18 protein-coding genes are annotated in these 18,701 nt (G+C 47.5%); 15 read left to right on the top strand and 3 right to left on the bottom strand.

From position 1 onward, the window contains the following. Positions 1–45: 45 nt before the first annotated feature. The 3 genes from GACE_RS07375 to GACE_RS07385 form a co-directional block, all read right to left on the bottom strand. Positions 46–852, bottom strand: coding sequence for an enoyl-CoA hydratase-related protein (locus GACE_RS07375; RefSeq protein WP_048092378.1), 807 nt, complete (start codon positions 850–852; stop codon positions 46–48). A gap of 21 nt (positions 853–873) precedes the next feature. Continuing rightward, positions 874–2,664: an AMP-binding protein gene (locus GACE_RS07380; RefSeq protein ID WP_048092380.1), complete on the bottom strand. Its 1,791-nt coding sequence runs from the start codon at positions 2,662–2,664 to the stop codon at positions 874–876. A 200-nt stretch (positions 2,665–2,864) separates the two neighbouring features. Beyond that, positions 2,865–3,353, bottom strand: a complete 489-nt coding sequence (locus tag GACE_RS07385) for a winged helix-turn-helix transcriptional regulator (RefSeq protein WP_048092382.1) — start codon at positions 3,351–3,353, stop codon at positions 2,865–2,867. Positions 3,354–3,582: 229 nt separating this feature from the next. Between GACE_RS07385 and GACE_RS07390 the strand changes: the two genes are divergently transcribed. The 15 genes from GACE_RS07390 (at position 3,583) to GACE_RS07460 (ending at position 18,664) form a co-directional block, all read left to right on the top strand. Beyond that, a complete protein-coding gene (locus tag GACE_RS07390; protein WP_048092384.1) occupies positions 3,583–5,238 on the top strand; it encodes a long-chain-fatty-acid--CoA ligase in 1,656 nt (551 codons plus the stop codon). Between the two features lie 5 nt (positions 5,239–5,243). After that, entirely contained in the window at positions 5,244–6,029 is a 786-nt protein-coding gene (locus GACE_RS07395; RefSeq protein WP_048093775.1) for an N-acyl homoserine lactonase family protein, read from the top strand. A 102-nt stretch (positions 6,030–6,131) separates the two neighbouring features. Further along, positions 6,132–7,235 (top strand): LLM class flavin-dependent oxidoreductase, encoded by a 1,104-nt coding sequence (locus tag GACE_RS07400; protein ID WP_048092386.1) that lies wholly within the window; start codon positions 6,132–6,134, stop codon positions 7,233–7,235. A gap of 172 nt (positions 7,236–7,407) precedes the next feature. Then, entirely contained in the window at positions 7,408–8,409 is a 1,002-nt protein-coding gene (locus tag GACE_RS07405; protein WP_052400253.1) for a YeiH family protein, read from the top strand. 18 nt (positions 8,410–8,427) lie between these two features. After that, entirely contained in the window at positions 8,428–9,243 is an 816-nt protein-coding gene (locus GACE_RS07410; protein ID WP_048092390.1) for a universal stress protein, read from the top strand. Between the two features lie 16 nt (positions 9,244–9,259). Next, on the top strand, positions 9,260–10,015 hold the full coding sequence (locus tag GACE_RS07415) for a TrmB family transcriptional regulator (RefSeq protein ID WP_048092392.1): 756 nt from the start codon (positions 9,260–9,262) through the stop codon (positions 10,013–10,015). A 179-nt stretch (positions 10,016–10,194) separates the two neighbouring features. Beyond that, a complete protein-coding gene (locus GACE_RS07420; protein ID WP_048092394.1) occupies positions 10,195–11,412 on the top strand; it encodes a COG1470 family protein in 1,218 nt (405 codons plus the stop codon). Between the two features lie 151 nt (positions 11,413–11,563). Further along, positions 11,564–12,688, top strand: a complete 1,125-nt coding sequence (locus GACE_RS07425; protein ID WP_048092396.1) for a hypothetical protein — start codon at positions 11,564–11,566, stop codon at positions 12,686–12,688. Positions 12,689–12,804: 116 nt separating this feature from the next. Then, on the top strand, positions 12,805–13,248 hold the full coding sequence (locus tag GACE_RS07430; protein WP_048092399.1) for a DUF7344 domain-containing protein: 444 nt from the start codon (positions 12,805–12,807) through the stop codon (positions 13,246–13,248). A gap of 127 nt (positions 13,249–13,375) precedes the next feature. Further along, entirely contained in the window at positions 13,376–13,891 is a 516-nt protein-coding gene (locus tag GACE_RS07435) for a DUF1102 domain-containing protein (protein ID WP_048092400.1), read from the top strand. A 14-nt stretch (positions 13,892–13,905) separates the two neighbouring features. Continuing rightward, positions 13,906–14,448 (top strand): DUF1102 domain-containing protein, encoded by a 543-nt coding sequence (locus tag GACE_RS07440; protein ID WP_048092401.1) that lies wholly within the window; start codon positions 13,906–13,908, stop codon positions 14,446–14,448. 23 nt (positions 14,449–14,471) lie between these two features. Continuing rightward, on the top strand, positions 14,472–14,972 hold the full coding sequence (locus tag GACE_RS07445) for a DUF1102 domain-containing protein (protein WP_052400254.1): 501 nt from the start codon (positions 14,472–14,474) through the stop codon (positions 14,970–14,972). Continuing rightward, entirely contained in the window at positions 14,959–16,527 is a 1,569-nt protein-coding gene (locus GACE_RS11235; protein WP_052400255.1) for a DUF1102 domain-containing protein, read from the top strand. Before GACE_RS07445 ends, GACE_RS11235 begins: the two co-directional genes overlap by 14 nt. 44 nt (positions 16,528–16,571) lie before the next feature. Then, a complete protein-coding gene (locus tag GACE_RS07455) occupies positions 16,572–17,603 on the top strand; it encodes a COG1470 family protein (protein ID WP_048092402.1) in 1,032 nt (343 codons plus the stop codon). Beyond that, a complete protein-coding gene (locus GACE_RS07460; RefSeq protein WP_048092403.1) occupies positions 17,600–18,664 on the top strand; it encodes a signal peptidase I in 1,065 nt (354 codons plus the stop codon). The genes GACE_RS07455 and GACE_RS07460 overlap by 4 nt, the downstream gene beginning before the upstream one ends. Positions 18,665–18,701 lie beyond the last annotated feature (37 nt).

The following is an 18,701-nucleotide window of genomic DNA, read 5'->3' on the forward strand; positions in this document are numbered from 1 at the left end:
CAGAACAGACGGCGATAAAAAAAAGAGGATCTCTCCGAGAAAACATTACCTGCCCATGAACTCAGGCTTTCTCCTCTCAAGAAATGCGGAGAATCCCTCCCTGAGATCCTCAGTCTTCAGAGACACCATGAGAGATAGCAGCTCATAATACAGCCCAGACCGCAGACTGGATTCCATTCCCCGCTCTATCGCAATTTTCGCCATTTTGATTACCAGCGGACTTTTTTCTGCAATCTTTCTGGCGAAATCGACGGTCTTTTGTTCCAGTTCGCTATCAGTGGTGAGGATATCAACCAGACCAAGCTCTGCTGCCCTCTTTCCGTCCACGACATCTCCGGTGTAGATCAGCATCTTTGCCTTTGATTCACCCACCCGCTTTGAAAGCCTCTGAGTGCCTCCCCACCCGGGTATGAACCCGATACCTGCTTCAGGGAAGGCAAATAGCGCACTCTCGCATGCAAATATGAAATCACAGCACAGCGCCAGCTCCAGTCCCCCTCCCATGCATATTCCGTTGACCATTGCTATTACAGGTTTGGGATAGTCGTCAATGAAATTGAACAGCCTCATGACGTTATCAACGCTTTTGTGGTACTCTGACAGGACGTCAGGGCTATTGATGTCAAATTCCAGCTCCCTCAAATCGTCACCTGACGAAAAGGCCTTTCTTTTTCCCTCAACTTCTGCACCGGTGATTATGACCACTCTGATACCATCGTCCTCTGCAAGCTCTTTCAGCACCTCCTCAAGCTCGTGTCTCAGGCTGGCGTTTATCGCATTCATGACTCTGGGTCTGTTGAGGTAAACTTTCGCAATCCCGCCATCAAGAATTTCAACCCTAATGCATTCCATTTTCACAACCCCTCTGAAGGATCAGTCCAGATTGAGCCGTTCAGACTCTTTAATCAGCTCTTCTCTGATGACCTTGCCCGTTGCCGTGAGAGGTAGTTCGTCCCGAATTATTGCTCTCTTTGGAACATTGTAGGGAGCCATGTTATCCCTGCACCACTTCAGGATATCTTCTTCACTCACCTTTCCAGCGTACTCTCTCTTCAGCTTGACAAACGCTACAGGCACCTGCCCTTTCTCCGCATCATCCACGCCCACAACTCCAACCAGCTCGATTGCCGGATGTCTCAGCATTATGAACTCTATCTGAGTGGGATAGACGCTTATCCCGGAAACTTTGAGCATGTACTTCTTTCGGGAAAGGTAGTACAGCAGTCCATCCTCGTCATACATCGCAACATCTCCCGTGAACAGCCAGCCATCCCTGAAGGCCTTTGCGGTTTCTTCAGGCCTTCCAATGTAGCCATCCACCATGGAAGGAGATTTGATGGCAAGTTCACCTTCCTGGCCCAACGGAACAATATTTCCCTGCTCATCAACGATCTTTATCAGCGTGCCTGGAACGGGTATTCCGCAAAATGTCCCGCTGTACTTCTCCGACCTTTCTATGTCCAGATCGTTTACGTGGAACCCGGCGGTAACGGTGTCAAAGGTGTGCGTTTCTGTGAGACCATACGCAGCCTCTCTCAGTATCGCTCCCGTCAGCCCCTTCCATTTTTCCCTGAGTTCCTTCGTCAGCCCTTTGATAAAGCTCGATCCGGTGCAGTTTCTCAGAGAAGTGAGATCGTATTTTTCAACATCTGGATGGCTCAGAATTTCCCAGTAGAGGTCGAAGGGGGCGAATGTTGTGGTAACTCCATATTTCTGAATTGCTTCCATTGCAGCCCTGACATCCCATCTGGTGAGCAGCACAACTGTGGATCCGGCGAGAGTTGGACTTACAACACCCATGTCGTTTCCCGCAATCCAGAAGACGGGCATTGCAGCCAGTAAAACTTCGCTTTTTGATAACTCAGACACAAATTTTTCAAAGTCAACTTCCTGATCAGCGTATTGCTCGACAAGCAGGTGGGCGTTGAAATACGTGTATATGCTGGCCGCAGTGTAAAGAACGTTGTTATGTCTGTGGTAAACCCCCTTTGGCAGTCCGGTGGTGCCTCCGGTGAAGTTCATGGTCGCATAGTCATCCAGCGTAACCTTTATCCCGGGCCTGTTCGCAGTTACGCTCTCCAGAACATCCGAAATGTACTGAACACCCTCCAGTCTTTCCGGCGATTCCATAGACGGGTGAACGGGTATCTCGGGATTCTCAGGAAGGAATTCTCTAAAAGAGGCAGCTATGATGCCAATATCACCGGATACTTTCCTGGCTGCACTCTCAACCACCGGATAAATCACATCGAGAGTCAGTATAAATTTCGGTCTGGATTCCTCGAAAAAGTACTCCAGCTCTATTTCCCTGAGCATCGGGTTCAGAAGGACACAGATTCCACCGGCCTTGAGTGTGCCGAAGTAACCGATGTAAAACTGAGGCATGTTGGGAAGAACCAATGCCACGCGGTCTCCCTTCTCAAAACCGTTTTCAATGAGGTAGCTGGCAAATCTGTTGCTCAGATCGTCCATCTCGCCATACGTTATTCTCCGGCCGTAGTAGATCAGATAGTCTTTCGACGGCGCTTTCTCAGCATGCATTTCCAGATATTCGTGTATGGGCACTTTTCCAAGCGGGTATACCGGCTCCTCAGGCAGCGACGGGTGTGGCCAGATTTTGTTCCATTTTTCCCTCAGCAATTCAAAATATTCATTTTCTTTCATAACAGATTGTCAGATGGTTGATCATACTTAAATATTTCGGATTTTGTTACTCATTTTACGAAATTAAATTTAATTATTGGTGTATTATATGAACATAACTACACCATCCGGCAAAAACGGAAAGAAAATGGGTGGTTACGCGGTGGAAAAACACGTGCATGTGCAATATGCAGAATAAATTGAATACTTAAAAATATAAATCAGACGATAATTGTTCTTCTATGGTCCTTATGAGTTTTGGACGCTATGAACGTCTGAATGTGGTTTATGTTGATTCCGTTTTTCCTGAGCCACTTCAGGAAAATCCTTTTCTGCTCCCTGTATTCCTCAATGTCCTTGTACCTTACAATAAAACCCAGATCGTATGCAGACCCCATAATCTCAAACACGTTCTCCACAAAATCGAGCTTCTTTAAATGCTCGATCAGCACGTCAATTTTATCCTTGGAGTCCATGGCAAGATCCAGAAAGGTAACGTCCAGCAAACTCAGTCCGAGTTTCTGGTAATCTGCAATCCAGTACCCCTCCTTAAGCTTGATCAGATAACCTTCATCCTCCAAGGCTTTCATCCTGTTCTGCACAGTCCTCAGAGTTATGCCGAGCATTTTCGCAATATCGCTCTGCGTTTTTCCTTTAAGGATGTATTCTACAATCTTCTTGTCAATCTCATCAAGGCCATTCTTTCGCATAATGTGAAAAAAATTTCATAAGTTTATCTATTTTTCGGTTACGGCCTCTGACAAACCTTTGGACGAAATAATCACATTATAGGGCCATACACCGCCTTAGAGGATAGATGGTTGTTTTTTACCCGATAGAATCGTATCGTGTTATTATTTTAAGGTGCAATACTTCGTATTATGATAACGTAACTCCAAATCGAAATCGTTAAATATGAAATAATCATGATTTAACGATATGGATAGTGAAAAACCCTGGCTGAAATCCTGGCCAAAAATGCTGACGAGAGAGCTGGTTTACCCGAAAGTGCCTCTCTTTGAGTTTCTCGAAACCTCTGCAAGGAGATACCCGGACAAGGATGCCATAATCTTCTACGGAAGGCGAATCAGCTATTCAGAGCTGTGGGATGCGGTGGAGAGATTCAGCACCCATCTTGCGTTAAAGGGAGTCCAGAAAGGAGACAGAGTGGCGGTGTACATGCAGAACTCGCCCCACTATGTGATCTCCTACTTTGGAATTCTCAGAGGAAACGCGGTTGTTGTCCCCGTGAACCCGATGCTGGTTGAAAGAGAGCTGGAATATATCCTGTCTGACTCGGGCTGTAAAATCGCCGTAACCACATCCGAGCTGTACCAGAGAATTGCCCCAATCGCAGAAAAGCTCGGCATAGAGGTTATCTGCGGTCACCATTCTGACTACCTGCCCGATGAACCAGAACTGCCAGTTCCGGAATTTGCCCAAACCAGGTTCGATACGGGGAATGCAATAGCATGGAACGAAGCGCTGAAAGAAAGAAACCCTCCAGAGGTTGAGGTTGGCAGTGATGACCTCGCCCTGATACCGTACACCGCGGGCACAACCGGAATGCCCAAGGGCTGCATGCACACCCATTCCACGGCAATTGCCAACACGCTAAGCTCGGTTCACTGGTGGAACATGTCTCCGGCAGCAATTTCTCTCGCCACCCTGCCTTACTTCCACGTTACGGGTATGATTCACTCCATGCTCGCCCCGATTTACGCCGGAGCAACGATAGTGCTGCTGTCAAGATGGGACAGGGACACTGCCATACAGGCGATAGAGAGGTATCGCTGCACACACTGGATGAACATAACCACGATGGTTGTTGATCTGCTTTCAGATCCAGAGATTTCAAATCGAGACCTGAGTTCTCTTCTGGCTGTGGGGGGTGGAGGTGCCCCAATGCCCGAAGCCGTTGCTGAAAAGCTCTTTCAGCTAACCGGGCTGAGATACGTGGAAGGATACGGTCTGACCGAGACTATTTCCCAGACGCACATGAATCCGCCTGACAGCCCCAAACTTCAGTGCCTCGGAATTCCGGACTTCGGTGTTGATGCTCTGATAATCGATGCAGAAACTGGCGAGGTTCTTCCACCGAAAGAAGTTGGAGAGCTGGTTATAAGCGGTCCGGAAGTCTTCAAGGGATACTGGAACAAACCTGAGGAGACAGAAAAGGCATTCATAGAAATTGAAGGTAAAAGGTACTTCAGAACAGGCGACATAGCGTACATGGACGAAGATGGCTACTTCTTCATAGTTGACAGAATCAAGAGGATGATCAACCGGGCAGGATTCAAGGTCTGGCCAGCAGAGGTTGAAAGCGTGATGTACAGGCATCCTGCAATAAAGGAAGTCTGTGTCATAGGAGTCCCTGACAGCAGGGTTGTTGAGGAAGTGAAGGCGTTTGTTGTTCTGAAGCCCGGGTATGAAGGCAGGGTTACCGAGGATGAGATAATTTCCTGGGCCAAGGGACAGATGGCTGCCTACAAGTACCCCCGCATAGTCGAGTTCGTAAAGGAGCTTCCGAAGAGCGGGGCAGGTAAGATTCTCTGGAGAGTTCTCCAGGAAAGAGAAAAGCAGAAAGGAGGGTGAACGAAATGTATGTGATCAAGCCATTAAAACAGGCCGAGATTATGGCCCCGTTGGGAGTAATTCAGATGCTCGGAGACATGACGAAGTTCATCAACGGGCCGGTGTATGTGTGGTATCTGGACGGAGAAAGGAAGATTCTCATAGATGCAGGAATTGAGGAGCCAGTCAACGGAATGGTTCACGGTTTTCCGGTATCAGGGGGAGGAGAAAAAGGTCTCAGAGAAGCGCTCAGCCAGGTGAATGTTACGCCGGAGGAGATAGACGTCCTGATCCTCACGCATCTGCACTTCGACCATGTGGCAAACGCCCAGCTATTCCACAACGCCAGAATTTATGTCCAGAAGAGGGAATGGGAGAGCGCATTCAATCCACCGCTGCATTACAGACTGACCTATGACCAGAAGCTCTTCCAGCCTCTCGAGGACATGGATCTCTGCTTGGTTGATGGAGATAAAAGAATCGCTGACGGAATCGAGCTTGTTTCCCTTCCGGGCCACACAAAGGGTCTGCAGGGCGTCGCTGTTGAGACAGAGGAGGGAACATATCTTGTCGCAGGAGACCACTTTTACACATACCTCAACCTGAATCCACCGAAAGAGGCAGTCGAGATAGATGATGCAACAGGGGGCAAGATTCAGGTTGGTCCAGTGCCTCTTCCATTCGCTCCGGTCGGTCTGCATGTTGATTTAAGCGAGTGGTACGATAGCTGCTACAAGGCTCTGTCGGTAACGAGAAGGGCAAACATTCTGCCAGGGCATGAACCTTCCCTCGCAGGGATGAGCTTTCCGTGAAAACGGAGAGATTAATTTTATATTTTTTGAGGTTTGATCTCAATAAGCATACGATTTAAAATGATATTTTGCAGAGTCCTGAACGTGTCATGAGGTGATAGAGTGGAATTCGGAACGGTAGCACCAACATTTCCTCCGATAGAGGAGGCGAGAAAGACCGTCAATAGGCTTGAAGGTAAGGGATACTCTTCGCTCTGGTTTGCGGACCATCTTATGGGCTGGTACCCGCACGAGCTGTGGAAGGAGACACCCTTCGCAGTGAAGTATCCATCATGTCACATGTTCTTCGACCCGTTCTGCGAGATATGTTATGCTGCAGGATCAGCAGAAAAAATGCAGTTTGGCGTCAGCGTTACCGAGGTGTTCCGCAGACACCCTGCCGTTCTTCTCCAGCAGGCAGTCACTGCAAACCACGCCACCAACGGCAGATTCATTCTGGGCATTGGAGCTGGAGAGGCTGAAAACATCGTACCGTACGGCATTGAATTTGAAAAACCTGCTGCAAGGCTCGAAGAGGCGTTAAAGCTGATGAAAATAATGCTGGAAAGCGATTATGGAGAGAAGATAAATTTTGAAGGAAGGTTCTTCAGGCTTGAGGATGCGGTGTTCGACCTCAAGCCCGTCGGCAAGATGCCAATATGGGTCGGGGCTCATGGGGACAGAATGCTGAAGCTTACCGCTGAACATGCAGACGGGTGGCTGCCGGTATCAACCACCCCTCAGGACTACGCGGAGAGAGCTGAGAAACTTGAAAAATATGCGAAAAACGCAGGCAGAGAGCCTGAAGAAATTACCAAGGCTCTGTTCGCAAGCATCGTCATAGATGAAAATCCAAAAGAGGTTGAAAAACTCCTCAAAATTCCAATACTCAGAATCCATGCACTTCTGCTTCACCACGAGGTTTACGAGAAAATGGGCCTCAGGCACCCGCTCGGAAGGTACTATGGCCTGCTGGACTACATCCCGACGAAGTTCACCAAGGATGACATCCTTGAGGCGGTCAGCAGGATTCCGGACGAGGTTGCCAGAGCAGCGTTCATCTGCGGTACGCCAGAAGAGATAATCCAGACCTTTGATGAATACAGGAAACTCGGAGTGGAACACGTGGTTGTGTGGAACCTGACCTACTTTGGAGACGTCAGCAAGGTGAAAAGCTCCTATGCGCTAATAGACGAAGTCATAGGACACTTTGAGCGCAAAGGCTGAATAACCGCAGTTGTTCCTGGAATTCTCAGGTCTGAGGATTTTTTACAAAATTTATTTTCAGATTTTTATTTTTTAATGCCTTTTCTGACCCCCCGAACATCCACAATCTTTAAAAATTGCACCATTTTCAGGTGGTGAACACCATTAAAAAGTGGTGCTAAATGGTGATGGTATGGGTGAGGTCAGGAACTTGGCATTAAGGATTGCACCGGGGCTTGCCTACTCTGGTGCACTCGCTGTAATGGCAATACTTCTCGCAGGAGTGATGAACAAGCATGTGGCAATCTCACCACTAATTCTCGCCATAGTGATTGGCATGGTATTTAGAAATGTCACGGGCCTTCCGGAAAGATTCAGAGCAGGTGCAGAGTTCTCCCTGAAAAGAATACTGAGGCTGGCGATAATACTGCTCGGGCTGAAGCTCAGCATCTCCGAAATAGCCCACATAGGTGGCAGGGGGTTGATTGTGGTCATTGCAAGCGTTGTGCTGACGTTAATGTTTTCCATCTGGCTTGGAAGAAGGGCTGGTGTCTCAGAGGAGCTTGCAGCGCTGATCGGTACTGGGGTAAGCATTTGCGGAGCGTCAGCAGTTATAGCAGTTGGCGGAGTTATAAACGCCAGAGATCGCAATATTGCCTTCGCAATCGCCACGGTCACCCTTTTCGGCACGGTGGCCATGTTCACATATCCCGTGATGGCAAAAATACTGGGTCTGTCAAACCTGCTTTACGGGGTATGGGCGGGGGCAAGCATTCATGAAGTTGCGCAGGTTGTGGCTGCAGGATATGCTGTGAGTGACGCAAGCGGTAATGTGGCAACAGTCATAAAGCTCTCAAGGGTCGTTCTGCTTGCTCCGGTGGCGATGATTCTCGGAATTCTGTTTGCGAGAAAAGAGGCGGAGGGTGTGAGCTTCCGTTCAGTTCCAATCCCGTACTTTGTGCTTGGATTTGTGGCCATGATTTTCATAAACTCCATCGGCATATTACCGGGAAGTATCTCGAAAATGCTGGTCAGAATCGACGACATCCTGCTGGCGGTGGCTATGGCTGCAATGGGCCTGAACACGAGCTTTAAAGATCTGAAAGATGTGGGTATGCTGCCATTCTATGTCGGACTGGCAGCCTGGATGTTCATAGCCGGCCTTTCCTACGCGATGGCCACATTGCTGTACTGAAAAAACCGGGTGAGAGTTATGGAAGCAGGTAAGATTTGCGGTGGAGAAAAACCCAGAATTCTTGTGGCGACAGATGGTTCACTCGCCTCTGAAAAAGCTGTCACTCTTGCGGTGAATCTCGCCAGGGTTCTCGGAGGAGAGCTGCATGCAGTTTCGGTTATCTGCGACCAGCTGAAAAGAGATGAAGCGCATGATGCAATCGAAAGGGTGAAAGAGCTGTTTCCGGATGTGCATGCAGTCATCAGAGAGGGACATCCCGCGAGCGAGATCATAGAGTGCGCAGGCGAGGTCGATGCAGACCTGATAGTAACCGGATCCCATAACCGCTCTGGACTTGAAAGAGTTTTTATCGGAAGCGTTTCCGAAAAAATCGTTCGTCATGCAGGGACTTCTGTGCTTGTGGCCAGATCATCAGAAATCCCGAAAAGGGTTCTGATTGCCACCGATGGTTCCGAGCATTCCCGGCTGGCAATGGAACTGATACGGCATGTCAGAGAAAAGATACCCCTCAAGGTGACCGCTGTCCACGTAATGGACACCTCCGATCCGGTATCCTCCCAGCTCTTCTTCGAGGAGCTGCAGCAGCGCAGAGACCATGCCCTAAGCATGGCCAGGAAAATCCTGGGGGATTCCGCAGAGTGCATTTCAGTGAAAGGGCATCCTGTCTCCGTAATCGCAGAAATCTCTGCGAGATACGACATGGTGGTTCTCGGATCTCACGGGAGGAGCGGAATAGACCATCTGCTTCTCGGAAGTGTTGCTGAACGTGTGGCGAGATTTTCAAAATCGAGCACACTGATTGTCAGAGGCAAAAGGCTAAATACATCCCCATAGTGAAAAATGGTTCGAGATGGAGATAACAATTGATGAGGTCTTCGTTAACGCACTGAGAGACTACGGACTCACGACATACGAGGCGAGAGCATACTATGTGCTTCTCTCCGTTGGCGAGGCGAGTGCGGGAACGGTGGCAAAGCTGTCCGCAATCCCCCAGCAGCGCATTTACGATACGCTTTCATCACTCGAACGAAAGGGATTCATACAGGTAAGACACACCAATCCCAAGAAGTATGCACCACTCAACGTTCGCAGGGCGCTTGTTAATCGTATCAGACAGCTCAGTGCAGAGTTCAGCGCCAGAATGGAGGAGCTGAGGGACCGAATCAGCGAGATTGAAGAGCTTGCTCCAAAAGTTCAGAGTGATTCAGGCGGCTCCCACGTGTGGGTGGTTGAGGGTGAGGAGGCGATTGTTGCCAGAATTCTCGAAATGATTCAGAGTGCAGAAAAATGTGTAAAACTTGTGGGCGAAAGACCCCTATTCACGCTGAAGTGCCGGGAGATACTGAAGAGATACCTCCCGGAGGGTGTGAAACTCTACGCACTCGGAACGTTCGAGCAGGTCTGCAGGGAGGAGATTCTTGCTCTTGGCGGAGAAATCAGGGAAATCGAATCATACAGCAACTACACGCTTATAGTCGACGACTCAAAACTGCTGATGGTCTATTTTGATGATGGGGGAGTTCCCCATGGGCTGTATACTGAGAACGAGGGCATAGTTCATCCGCACATCCACCTCTTCAACCTGCTCTGGGAACACACCGGATGAAGCCCCTTCAGCAAACTCAAATTTTCCGGCTCCATTGTGGAAAAGTCTGTATTGTTTTCCGGACGGGCGGCATAACGGCAAGAAATGAGCCATAACTAAACAAAGTTCAGTAATAAAATTTCTTACATTTTCAAATATAAACCGTTTCAATTCTATATTTATCCTTGAGGGGTGATTGTATGGGAAAAACATACGTAAAAATCTTGTTTTCAGCAGTGCTGGTACTGGCACTCGTTTATGGTGCAGAAGCGATAAGCATAGGAATCTCTCCGTCATTCATTGACTTTAAAGACCTTCTTCGAGGGCAGGTTGTGGAGGGCAGGGCGAGGATATACAACACACAGGACAGCCCCGCTCACTTCAAAATAGAAACAGGTGAGTTTTCGGAATGGGTGGAGGTTCTGAACACAGCAGGAGAAGTGATTAATGAGATCGAGGTCCCACCCAGCGGATACCACGAGATAATCGTGAGATTGAAAATACCTGAAGATGCTTCCAACGGAAATTACAAAATCCCGGTGTTCTTCGTCTCCTCTTCTGAAGGCGGTAAAGTGGGTGTTGGGATGAAGGCTCCCCTTAATCTGGTATTCACAGTCACAGGAGAACAGAAAAAATCCGTGAAGCTTATGCTCTTCACGATAGAGGATACTGAAGTCGGAATTCCTGCAAGAATGGAGGTGGACATACTCAATAATGGAAACGTTGTTGCTGACCCTACTGTCGAGATAACAGTCTTCAATCCAGATGGCATTGAGGTGTGGAGGAACCAGACGGCTGTGAAAATAAAACCCCAGGAAATAAAAGCTGCGAAAATAAGCTGGGACACTTCGAAGATTGCTGAGGGAACATACACAGGCAGACTCAGATTGCTGATGGACGGGAAAGAAATCCTTACCGAGGAACTCAAGTTCAATGTTTTTGAAAAAGGAACACTTACGGCAAGAATGGAGATTCTGAACATTTCCGTCGAGAAAGTAATCCAGCCAGGAAAAATGTCGAAAGTTGAACTGGGAGTGAAAAACACCGGCCAGATAGATACGGAAGTCAGAATGAGGATCGAGATCTACAACGGTTCCGAGTTCATTGACCTGTCTGAAAGCGACCCGCTGTGGCTTGAAAAAGGACAAACCGGAATCCTGACAGCATATCTGAAAATAAGTGAACCGGGAAACTACACTCTCAAACCAGTCCTGTCATACGGGGGCAGAATAGCAAAACTGAGCGGCATAACTGTGGAAGTTACCAGTCAAATGGTCAGACAGGAGAGTGCATCGAACAGCAGCGCTGGAAATGACGAAAACTCCAGAATTCCAGGGTTTGGCATCTATTCAGCAATGCTGATTGCTGGAACCGTCCTTTTGCTTATGAAACTCAGGATGAAAGGAAAGAAACGATGAGTTGTCATAACTAAATCCCTAATTTATCTTTATTAACCGGTGGCTTTAAACGCTTAATCTGCCAATAACCGATTTTCTAACGGCTTTATTCGGAAATTAACTAAGTATGATGAATTATCATTACAGATATGTGAAAAGGAGGTGAAAAAGCATGAAAAAAAATATTTTGTTGCTTGCAGTGCTGGCAGTGAGCCTGATTGGCATTGGAACAGCAAACGCTATAGATGGATATTCCAGCCAGGAGAAAATAAGCGTTACAGTGGAAACAGATCCCCTTGGATCCCCGCCATGGATTAAGGCGAAGTGGGAACTCTGGCTTGATCCAAACACAGACGATGAGTTCATACTCACTGACGCCGATCCAGCAAGGCTCGGCACCCAGGGAGACATCGTTCCAGGAGACGGCGCCACATTCTATTCGTTCGTAATAGTATCTGACCCCAACGGAATCGAGGACATATCGGATGGAAACGTGTATGTTGATGTGTACCACCCAACATGCGGATATGGAGATGGCAGCTTCAAATACCAGGTCCACGCAACTGAAATTAAGCTTGTTAGAGACCAGCTGGGAATTCCCGATCTGGACGCCCCTGTTTTCAAGGGATATTCAGTCAGAGAGCTTGTTGAATTAGGCGTTGCCACCGGATACTTCTCGTCTGAGGATGCAAGCGAATTGCTGGAAGAACTCCACCAGAATGAGGCAAGAATCTACGCCGCCGAGCTTTTCATCGATTACCATCAGGCCTACGGATGGTACATGGTCAAGGCATGGGCAACAGACAACAACGGTGCCACATCTGAAAAGTTCACCAACTACTTTGAAGTTAGGCCAATGCTTGCCTATGAAACCGACTTCAACTCAGTCCACTTCACGAACGTGAAAGTGGGTTACAGAGCACAGGTCAGCGGAGACTACGACATGAACACATCTGACAGGCCCACAATAAGGAATATCGGTAACACCCCGATAGCAGTATCTGCGTATGCATCTGACGCGACAAGCGCTACTGACCCGCCAAAGAAGTTCGAAGACGTCTTCGACATGAGGTTCCTTGATGAGGACCTGATGCTCCCATCATGGGAGTGGACCAAGTTCAGCAACCTGCTGTGGCCGTGCAACACAACAAAGATAGACTTCAGCCTGCACCTGCCCAACGGTGCTCCGGCTACCGACTATACGGGATACATACTGCTCGAATACCAGGCAGTCATAGTGCCTTGTGAGCCACTGGATGTCGTGAGCGATCCCGTGCAGGTTGTGCCACCTACGTGATATTATAAGCCATTAAAATTTTTTATTTTTGTTAATTTTTTGTTACTGAACATAGTTAAGTAACAATAAAATAGTATTAAATATGATAAATACCATAACCTATTCTGGTGGGGACTATGAACAGTCTTACTTCGATAATATCCAATGAAAGGAGGAAACTCCTCCTGAGGTATCTCCTGCACAACAACGGTCGGGCAACCCTTGAAGATGTTATCACATATATCTGTGAAAAAGAAGGAGATCCCCAGAAAAGAAACAGAAAAAGCGTCTATATCAGCCTGAAGCAAACCCACATACCCAAGCTCGAAAGAGCCAGAATTGTATACTACGATAGATCAAGCAACATGCTGCACCTCGAAGAGAGGTATCTCAACGACGTGAGGATGTACATCGAATTTGTTGAAGGTGGAGATATAAGCTGGAGCAGGTATTATCTCGTTCTCGGCAGCATATCTGCTCTGGGAAGCCTGCTGGTTATGGATACTCTCGCAATTGTCATATCGATTGCTCTGGTAACAAGTTCTTTACTTCAGACAATGAAGGTCAGAAAAGTTTTCTAATCACAGTTCAGAAACTTAATCGGCGATTATCGTCGAATTAACCGGAAAGAAGGGAGGAGAATTCAGGAATTAACTAAGTAATTGTTCATCACAATTAATTCTAACAAAATGGTTGAGGTGAAGCAAAATGTTCGAAAGGCTTGTGGGAGTCGTGCTCCTGATCGGAGCACTTGTGTTTGCCTTAGGGATTGGGGCAGATTTTGCCAGCTATGATGCCGACAGAAGCGTGCATGTTGCGGTCGTGGCTGACGATCAGGAACTAATCGATCTGGATCCCGGGCAGCCGTATGCGTACATAGGTAATGACGGAAAGCTGTACATCGATATAAGCGACAACAACGAGAATTACCCTGACGGCGGGGGTCTTGGAATCAGTCCGGATGCAAAGTATTCGTTTGACTGCATGTTCAACGTTTCAAACCACCTGTGGGAGGAGAATGTAACAATAAACGTAACGATCACATCCAATAACGATCTGGTCAAGCTGTACACAAATGATCCGGATGAAGCAAGCACCTCCATCAACTTCAACGTTCCCCAGGGAGAAGAAGTCTGCGTTGGAATGAGCTTTGATGGAGACGGAAAATCACCAGGAGATAGCATAGAGGGGCAGCTCACAATACATGCTGAACCTGCCGAGTAACGGGGTGCTGACCTATGAACAAAATAATATACCTGGTGATGTTCTCCATCGCAATAGCACTTGTCTCAGGGCTGAGCGCAGATTTCAGAATGTACCATGCTGAAAGGAATTTCACAATAGCAATTGTAACAGATGACCAGGAACTCATCGACCTGACACCAAACCAGCCATACGCATTCATTGACAGCGACAATGGAGAACTCATAGTCAGGTTCGACGCAGAGAACGAGAATTACCCTGGGTACGGGAAGGGTGTAAGCCCTGACTCAAGATACGTGTTTGACGATGTCTTCTGCGTCTCAAACGACCTGTGGGAAGAAAACATGACAATAGGCATGGATATTGATCTGTCCAGTGAACTTCAGGGAATCGTGAAGATATACTCGGATAAAAGTGACGAGGGCAACACTGATCCCGCCAACGCAACATCCAACCTCCACGTTGTGATAGAGAATGGAGATAAGGCGTGCATTGGGTTCGTCATAGATACCACCGGCATAAAAACGGGCGACTACACCGGAGAAATGACCATGCATGCGTATCCATATCAGGAATAACTTAATTTTTTGAGGTGTTTTCAATGAAAACAGCGATAACAGTGGTCCTAATAATTTCATTTTTATTAATAACCGGGGTCAGCAGTCATTTCAAGGACTATACCGCAAACAGGGGTTTTCATGTCCAGGTTGTTGCGGATGATCAGGAGCTGCTCAGACTTGTTCCCAACCAGCCCTATGCATACATTGGGCAGGATGGGAAGCTGTACATAGATATTTCACCGTCCCATCCCGAATATCCCGGATACGGGGCTGGATTGAGTCCTGACACGCTGTACGCATTTGATTGCATGTTCTACGTGAAGAACACACTGTGGGAGAACCAGACAGTTACATTCGTCGTGAATTCATCATCTCCCAGCGTGATGATGTACACCCCAACATCAGCAACAGCATATTCTCCAGAAACTGCCACGCAACACCTGATATTCCAGCTTGGATGGATGGAAGAGACCTGTGTCGGTTTTGTATTCGACATGAGGAACGGACAGATGGTGGGGGTGTCTCTCAATGCCACAATCTAACCCTAAAAAGATCTGGACATTTGCAGGACTGCTGGTAACGCTCCTCATAGCATCAGCATACGTTATTGGTATAACGGCAACATTCACAGAATACACTGCAAAGAGAAACTACAGCATTGCTGTTGTTTCTGATGATCAGGAACTGATAGACCTCAAACCCCTCCAGCCCTATGCATACATTGGGCAGGATGGGAAGCTGTACATAGACTTCAGCACGAACAACCCAAAATGGAATGAGGGAAAGGGAGAAGGTCTCAGTCCGGATAGCAAATACGCTTTTGACAGAGTATTTGAAATTTCAAACGACCTGTGGGATGGTGTCTGTATAAACGTAACCGTAACCTCAGAACCTGAAGAGATTAAAACATATATTGAGAATTATCTGAACGCATCTCAGAAAACCGTTTTGCAGATACTTCCCGGAGAGAGAAAGGAGGTCGGTCTCCTTATTGAATCAGAAGAGCTTGGAAGTATAGATGGCAGACTCAGAATCCATGCAGAACCGTGCAACGGTGCTGTGCCGACCCCAACGCCGTCTCCATCACCAACACCGGAAGAGACTCCTACCCCAACTCCAACACCGGTACCGCAGAACTTTGAATGGAGGGTTGAACTTCCAGAAAGGGCTCCCAAGGGCGACATAGTGTTCATGTTCGACGTAACAGGCAGCATGCTGGAAGAGCTGAATCAGGCAAAGGTCAGTGCGATAGACCTCATGACAGACATACGACTTCTGATTCAGGATTCACGATTCGGTGTTGCGAGTCTTGCAGATTATCCGAAACTGTACCTCTACTCAGAAAACTACGGCTACGGATGGCCATACGGTAAAAATTACGGAGCACCCGGAGACTATCCGTGGAGAATGGATTCAGACCTGACCTACGACATAAACGCTGCTGCAGGTGCAATTAACAATCTCGAGATCAAAAATGGCCTTGACGAACCTGAGCCGTACGCCTATGCTGTCCACAAGGCGATGAGTGAGATGAGCTGGAGAGATGACGCAAGGAAAATTCTGGTCATACTCGGAGATGCTCCGCCCCACAACATGCCAAACGGCCTGAGCGTTTTCGAAAACAACTATGGTGGGGATCCCGGGGACGACTGGCTCATGAACACTTCAGATGATGTTGACTATGTGAATGCAATTAACTCTGCAGACGCCTTCGGATTAACGATAATATCAATCTACGCAGGCAGAGATGACGAGTTCAGCAACGATGCAAGAACGAACTTCATGTACATGGCCGACATGACCGACGGCGCATATGCTGAGCTGCAGGGAGACCTGAGCGCTTTACCGACAATTATTGAAAACAAGATAAAGGAAGTTGCGGAGCAGCCGATAGGTAACCTGACCCTAAGGGCCAGCGCTCCGCCGGGGTGGACTGTCACATGGACTCCTGACAAGTACACGAATGTGGCGTGGGGCAGCCAGGTTACGTTTTCAATTCAGATAACACCACCTGAGCCACACACTCCGCAAACAGTAACCATAGAACTGCTTGCAGATGACATTGTGATTGATACCATAGACATTCTGGTGTCATGAGGCGATCAAAATGCATTCCCATATTTTTTTGAAGGGTGAGTGAAATGAAAACATACATTAATCTGCTGATACTCCTGACCCTCAGTTTCGGACTTCTTGTCGGGTCATCCAGTCATTTTAAAGAATTCGGTGCTGAAAGAAACTTTTCTGCAAATGTTACCGAATTGAATGAATCCCTGATCTCATGCCTGTGTCCCGAAAATAAAACCCGTTATCTGAAGTCAGGCGATACGTTCACGCTCCTCAACATCACAAACAGGCTTGGAGAGGAAGCCACTTTTTATGTATATACTGACTCATCAAGTATCAATCACGAAAGTGAGTTTTTCCTCTCACCAAACGAGAGTGTGGAGGTTAAAGCAACATTTTACGGGCTGCCCGGTTTTTATTCGATAACAGCCAGGGTATCCGCAGACTGGGCGAACGGGTCCGCAGAGCTTTATGCATGCACGATCAACATTTCCAGTCCGAGACTCGAAATCGAAAAGCACCTTATGAGTGGAAAGGAGTCCGTAAAGGTTGGAGAAAAGGAATACTGGACTTTCAGAATCCTGGTGAAAAATCCAGGAACCTCAGACGATTTTGTGATAAAGGATACAGTACCTGCCGAACTCGAAATTCTTGAAATTAGCCCGTCATCTGGCAGTTATGAAATACTGAGCAATGGCATGGGCAATTCCGGCTCTTCCACAATCACGTGGTATGTGCATCTGGAGAACGGAGATGTTGAGTGGCTCGACGTAAACGTTACTACCAAGCAAAACCCAGCGTGCAGGCAGGAGTTCACATCTCCGGGAGCATACTGCCTGAATGACGGTGCAGAAGTTGTCGGATATGATATCAGGAGCAATCCGATATGCATAACCGTGTACTCAGACTGTGATTCGGGGAAATGCGATGAGAAATGCTGTGATTCAGACGGGTGCTGCGATGAAGACTGTGATGGTTACGATGGCTGCAATGACTCACACAACTGCCACAATGAAAGCTGCGATTCGGATGGATGCTGCTATGAAAATCACGAGTGTCAGGACGGGAATGGCAGTAAAGAAAAACGCAGAGGGCATCGCTCATGAGGAGGGGCTTTGCACTCATAATAAGCATTTCAATCCTGATTTTTTCATTTTCCACTGTTCTCGGGGCCCTTATGAACAGACCGGTTTTCGTATCATACATAACCTCAAACAGCATGGAGCCAACACTGAGCAAAGGGGATCTGATTTTCATGACTCCCGTATTTTTCAGCCTTGAGAAAGGAGACATAATCGTATTTTACTCGAATGGAGAATGGGTCTGTCACAGAATTTTTTCAGAGATTTCAGGAGGGTACATAACCAAAGGAGATAACAATATCGCCACCGATCAGCAGAGCGGAAAGGACCTCGTAAAAAAAGAGTTTATAGCAGGTAAGGTGATAACATTCCTCGACAGACCTGTTAAGATTCCTCAGGTTGGTAATTATGTGAGCGAGGTTTCCGAATTCGCATGGAAACACAAAATGCTGATGCTGACGCTGTTCTTCCTGGCAGGTTTGGCAGAAATTATGCTGGGAGGGGATAAAAAGCGCAGAAAAAAGAGGAGATCGAGAAAATCACTCAGGCTTCATTCAGACCAGGTTTTCCTGATCCTCACATTCAGCCTTCTTCTTCTGGCAACCTTCTCGGGAACAATATGGATTGGAAGTGAGAAGATACAGTACGGCGTAACATCAGCAGGCGGTTTGAGAGAGGAATGGGTGCTTCCCGGGCAGGTATTCCAGAGAAATCTGACGATCTCCAACAACCTGCATTATCCAATGATTTACGCTGTAAAGGGTGGAGAAAATTCCGCCATAGATGGGTATTTTGTCCTGTGGCCAGGGGAGTCAAAAACACTCACAGTAACCATAAAAGCTCCGATAGAGACGAGACTGTATGAGGAGAAAATAATTGTTGCAAAGTATTTTCCATTGCTGCCCCCTGAGATTGCCTACAGACTGTTCTCGATAAATGAGTATATCCCAGTACTCATGATTGATCTGGAAATACTCGCCTTACTGGCAGTTATCCACATGTTCGGTGGGGAGAAAAAGTATTACAGAATAAGGATCCAGCCAGGGTCCTTCAAACGAAAAATGAGGAACTTCCAGTTGAAATGAAACTGAATTTTGTTCAGTAATTCAGTTTATTCATCAT

Source organism: Geoglobus acetivorans (assembly GCF_000789255.1).
GTDB lineage: Archaea > Halobacteriota > Archaeoglobi > Archaeoglobales > Archaeoglobaceae > Geoglobus > Geoglobus acetivorans_B.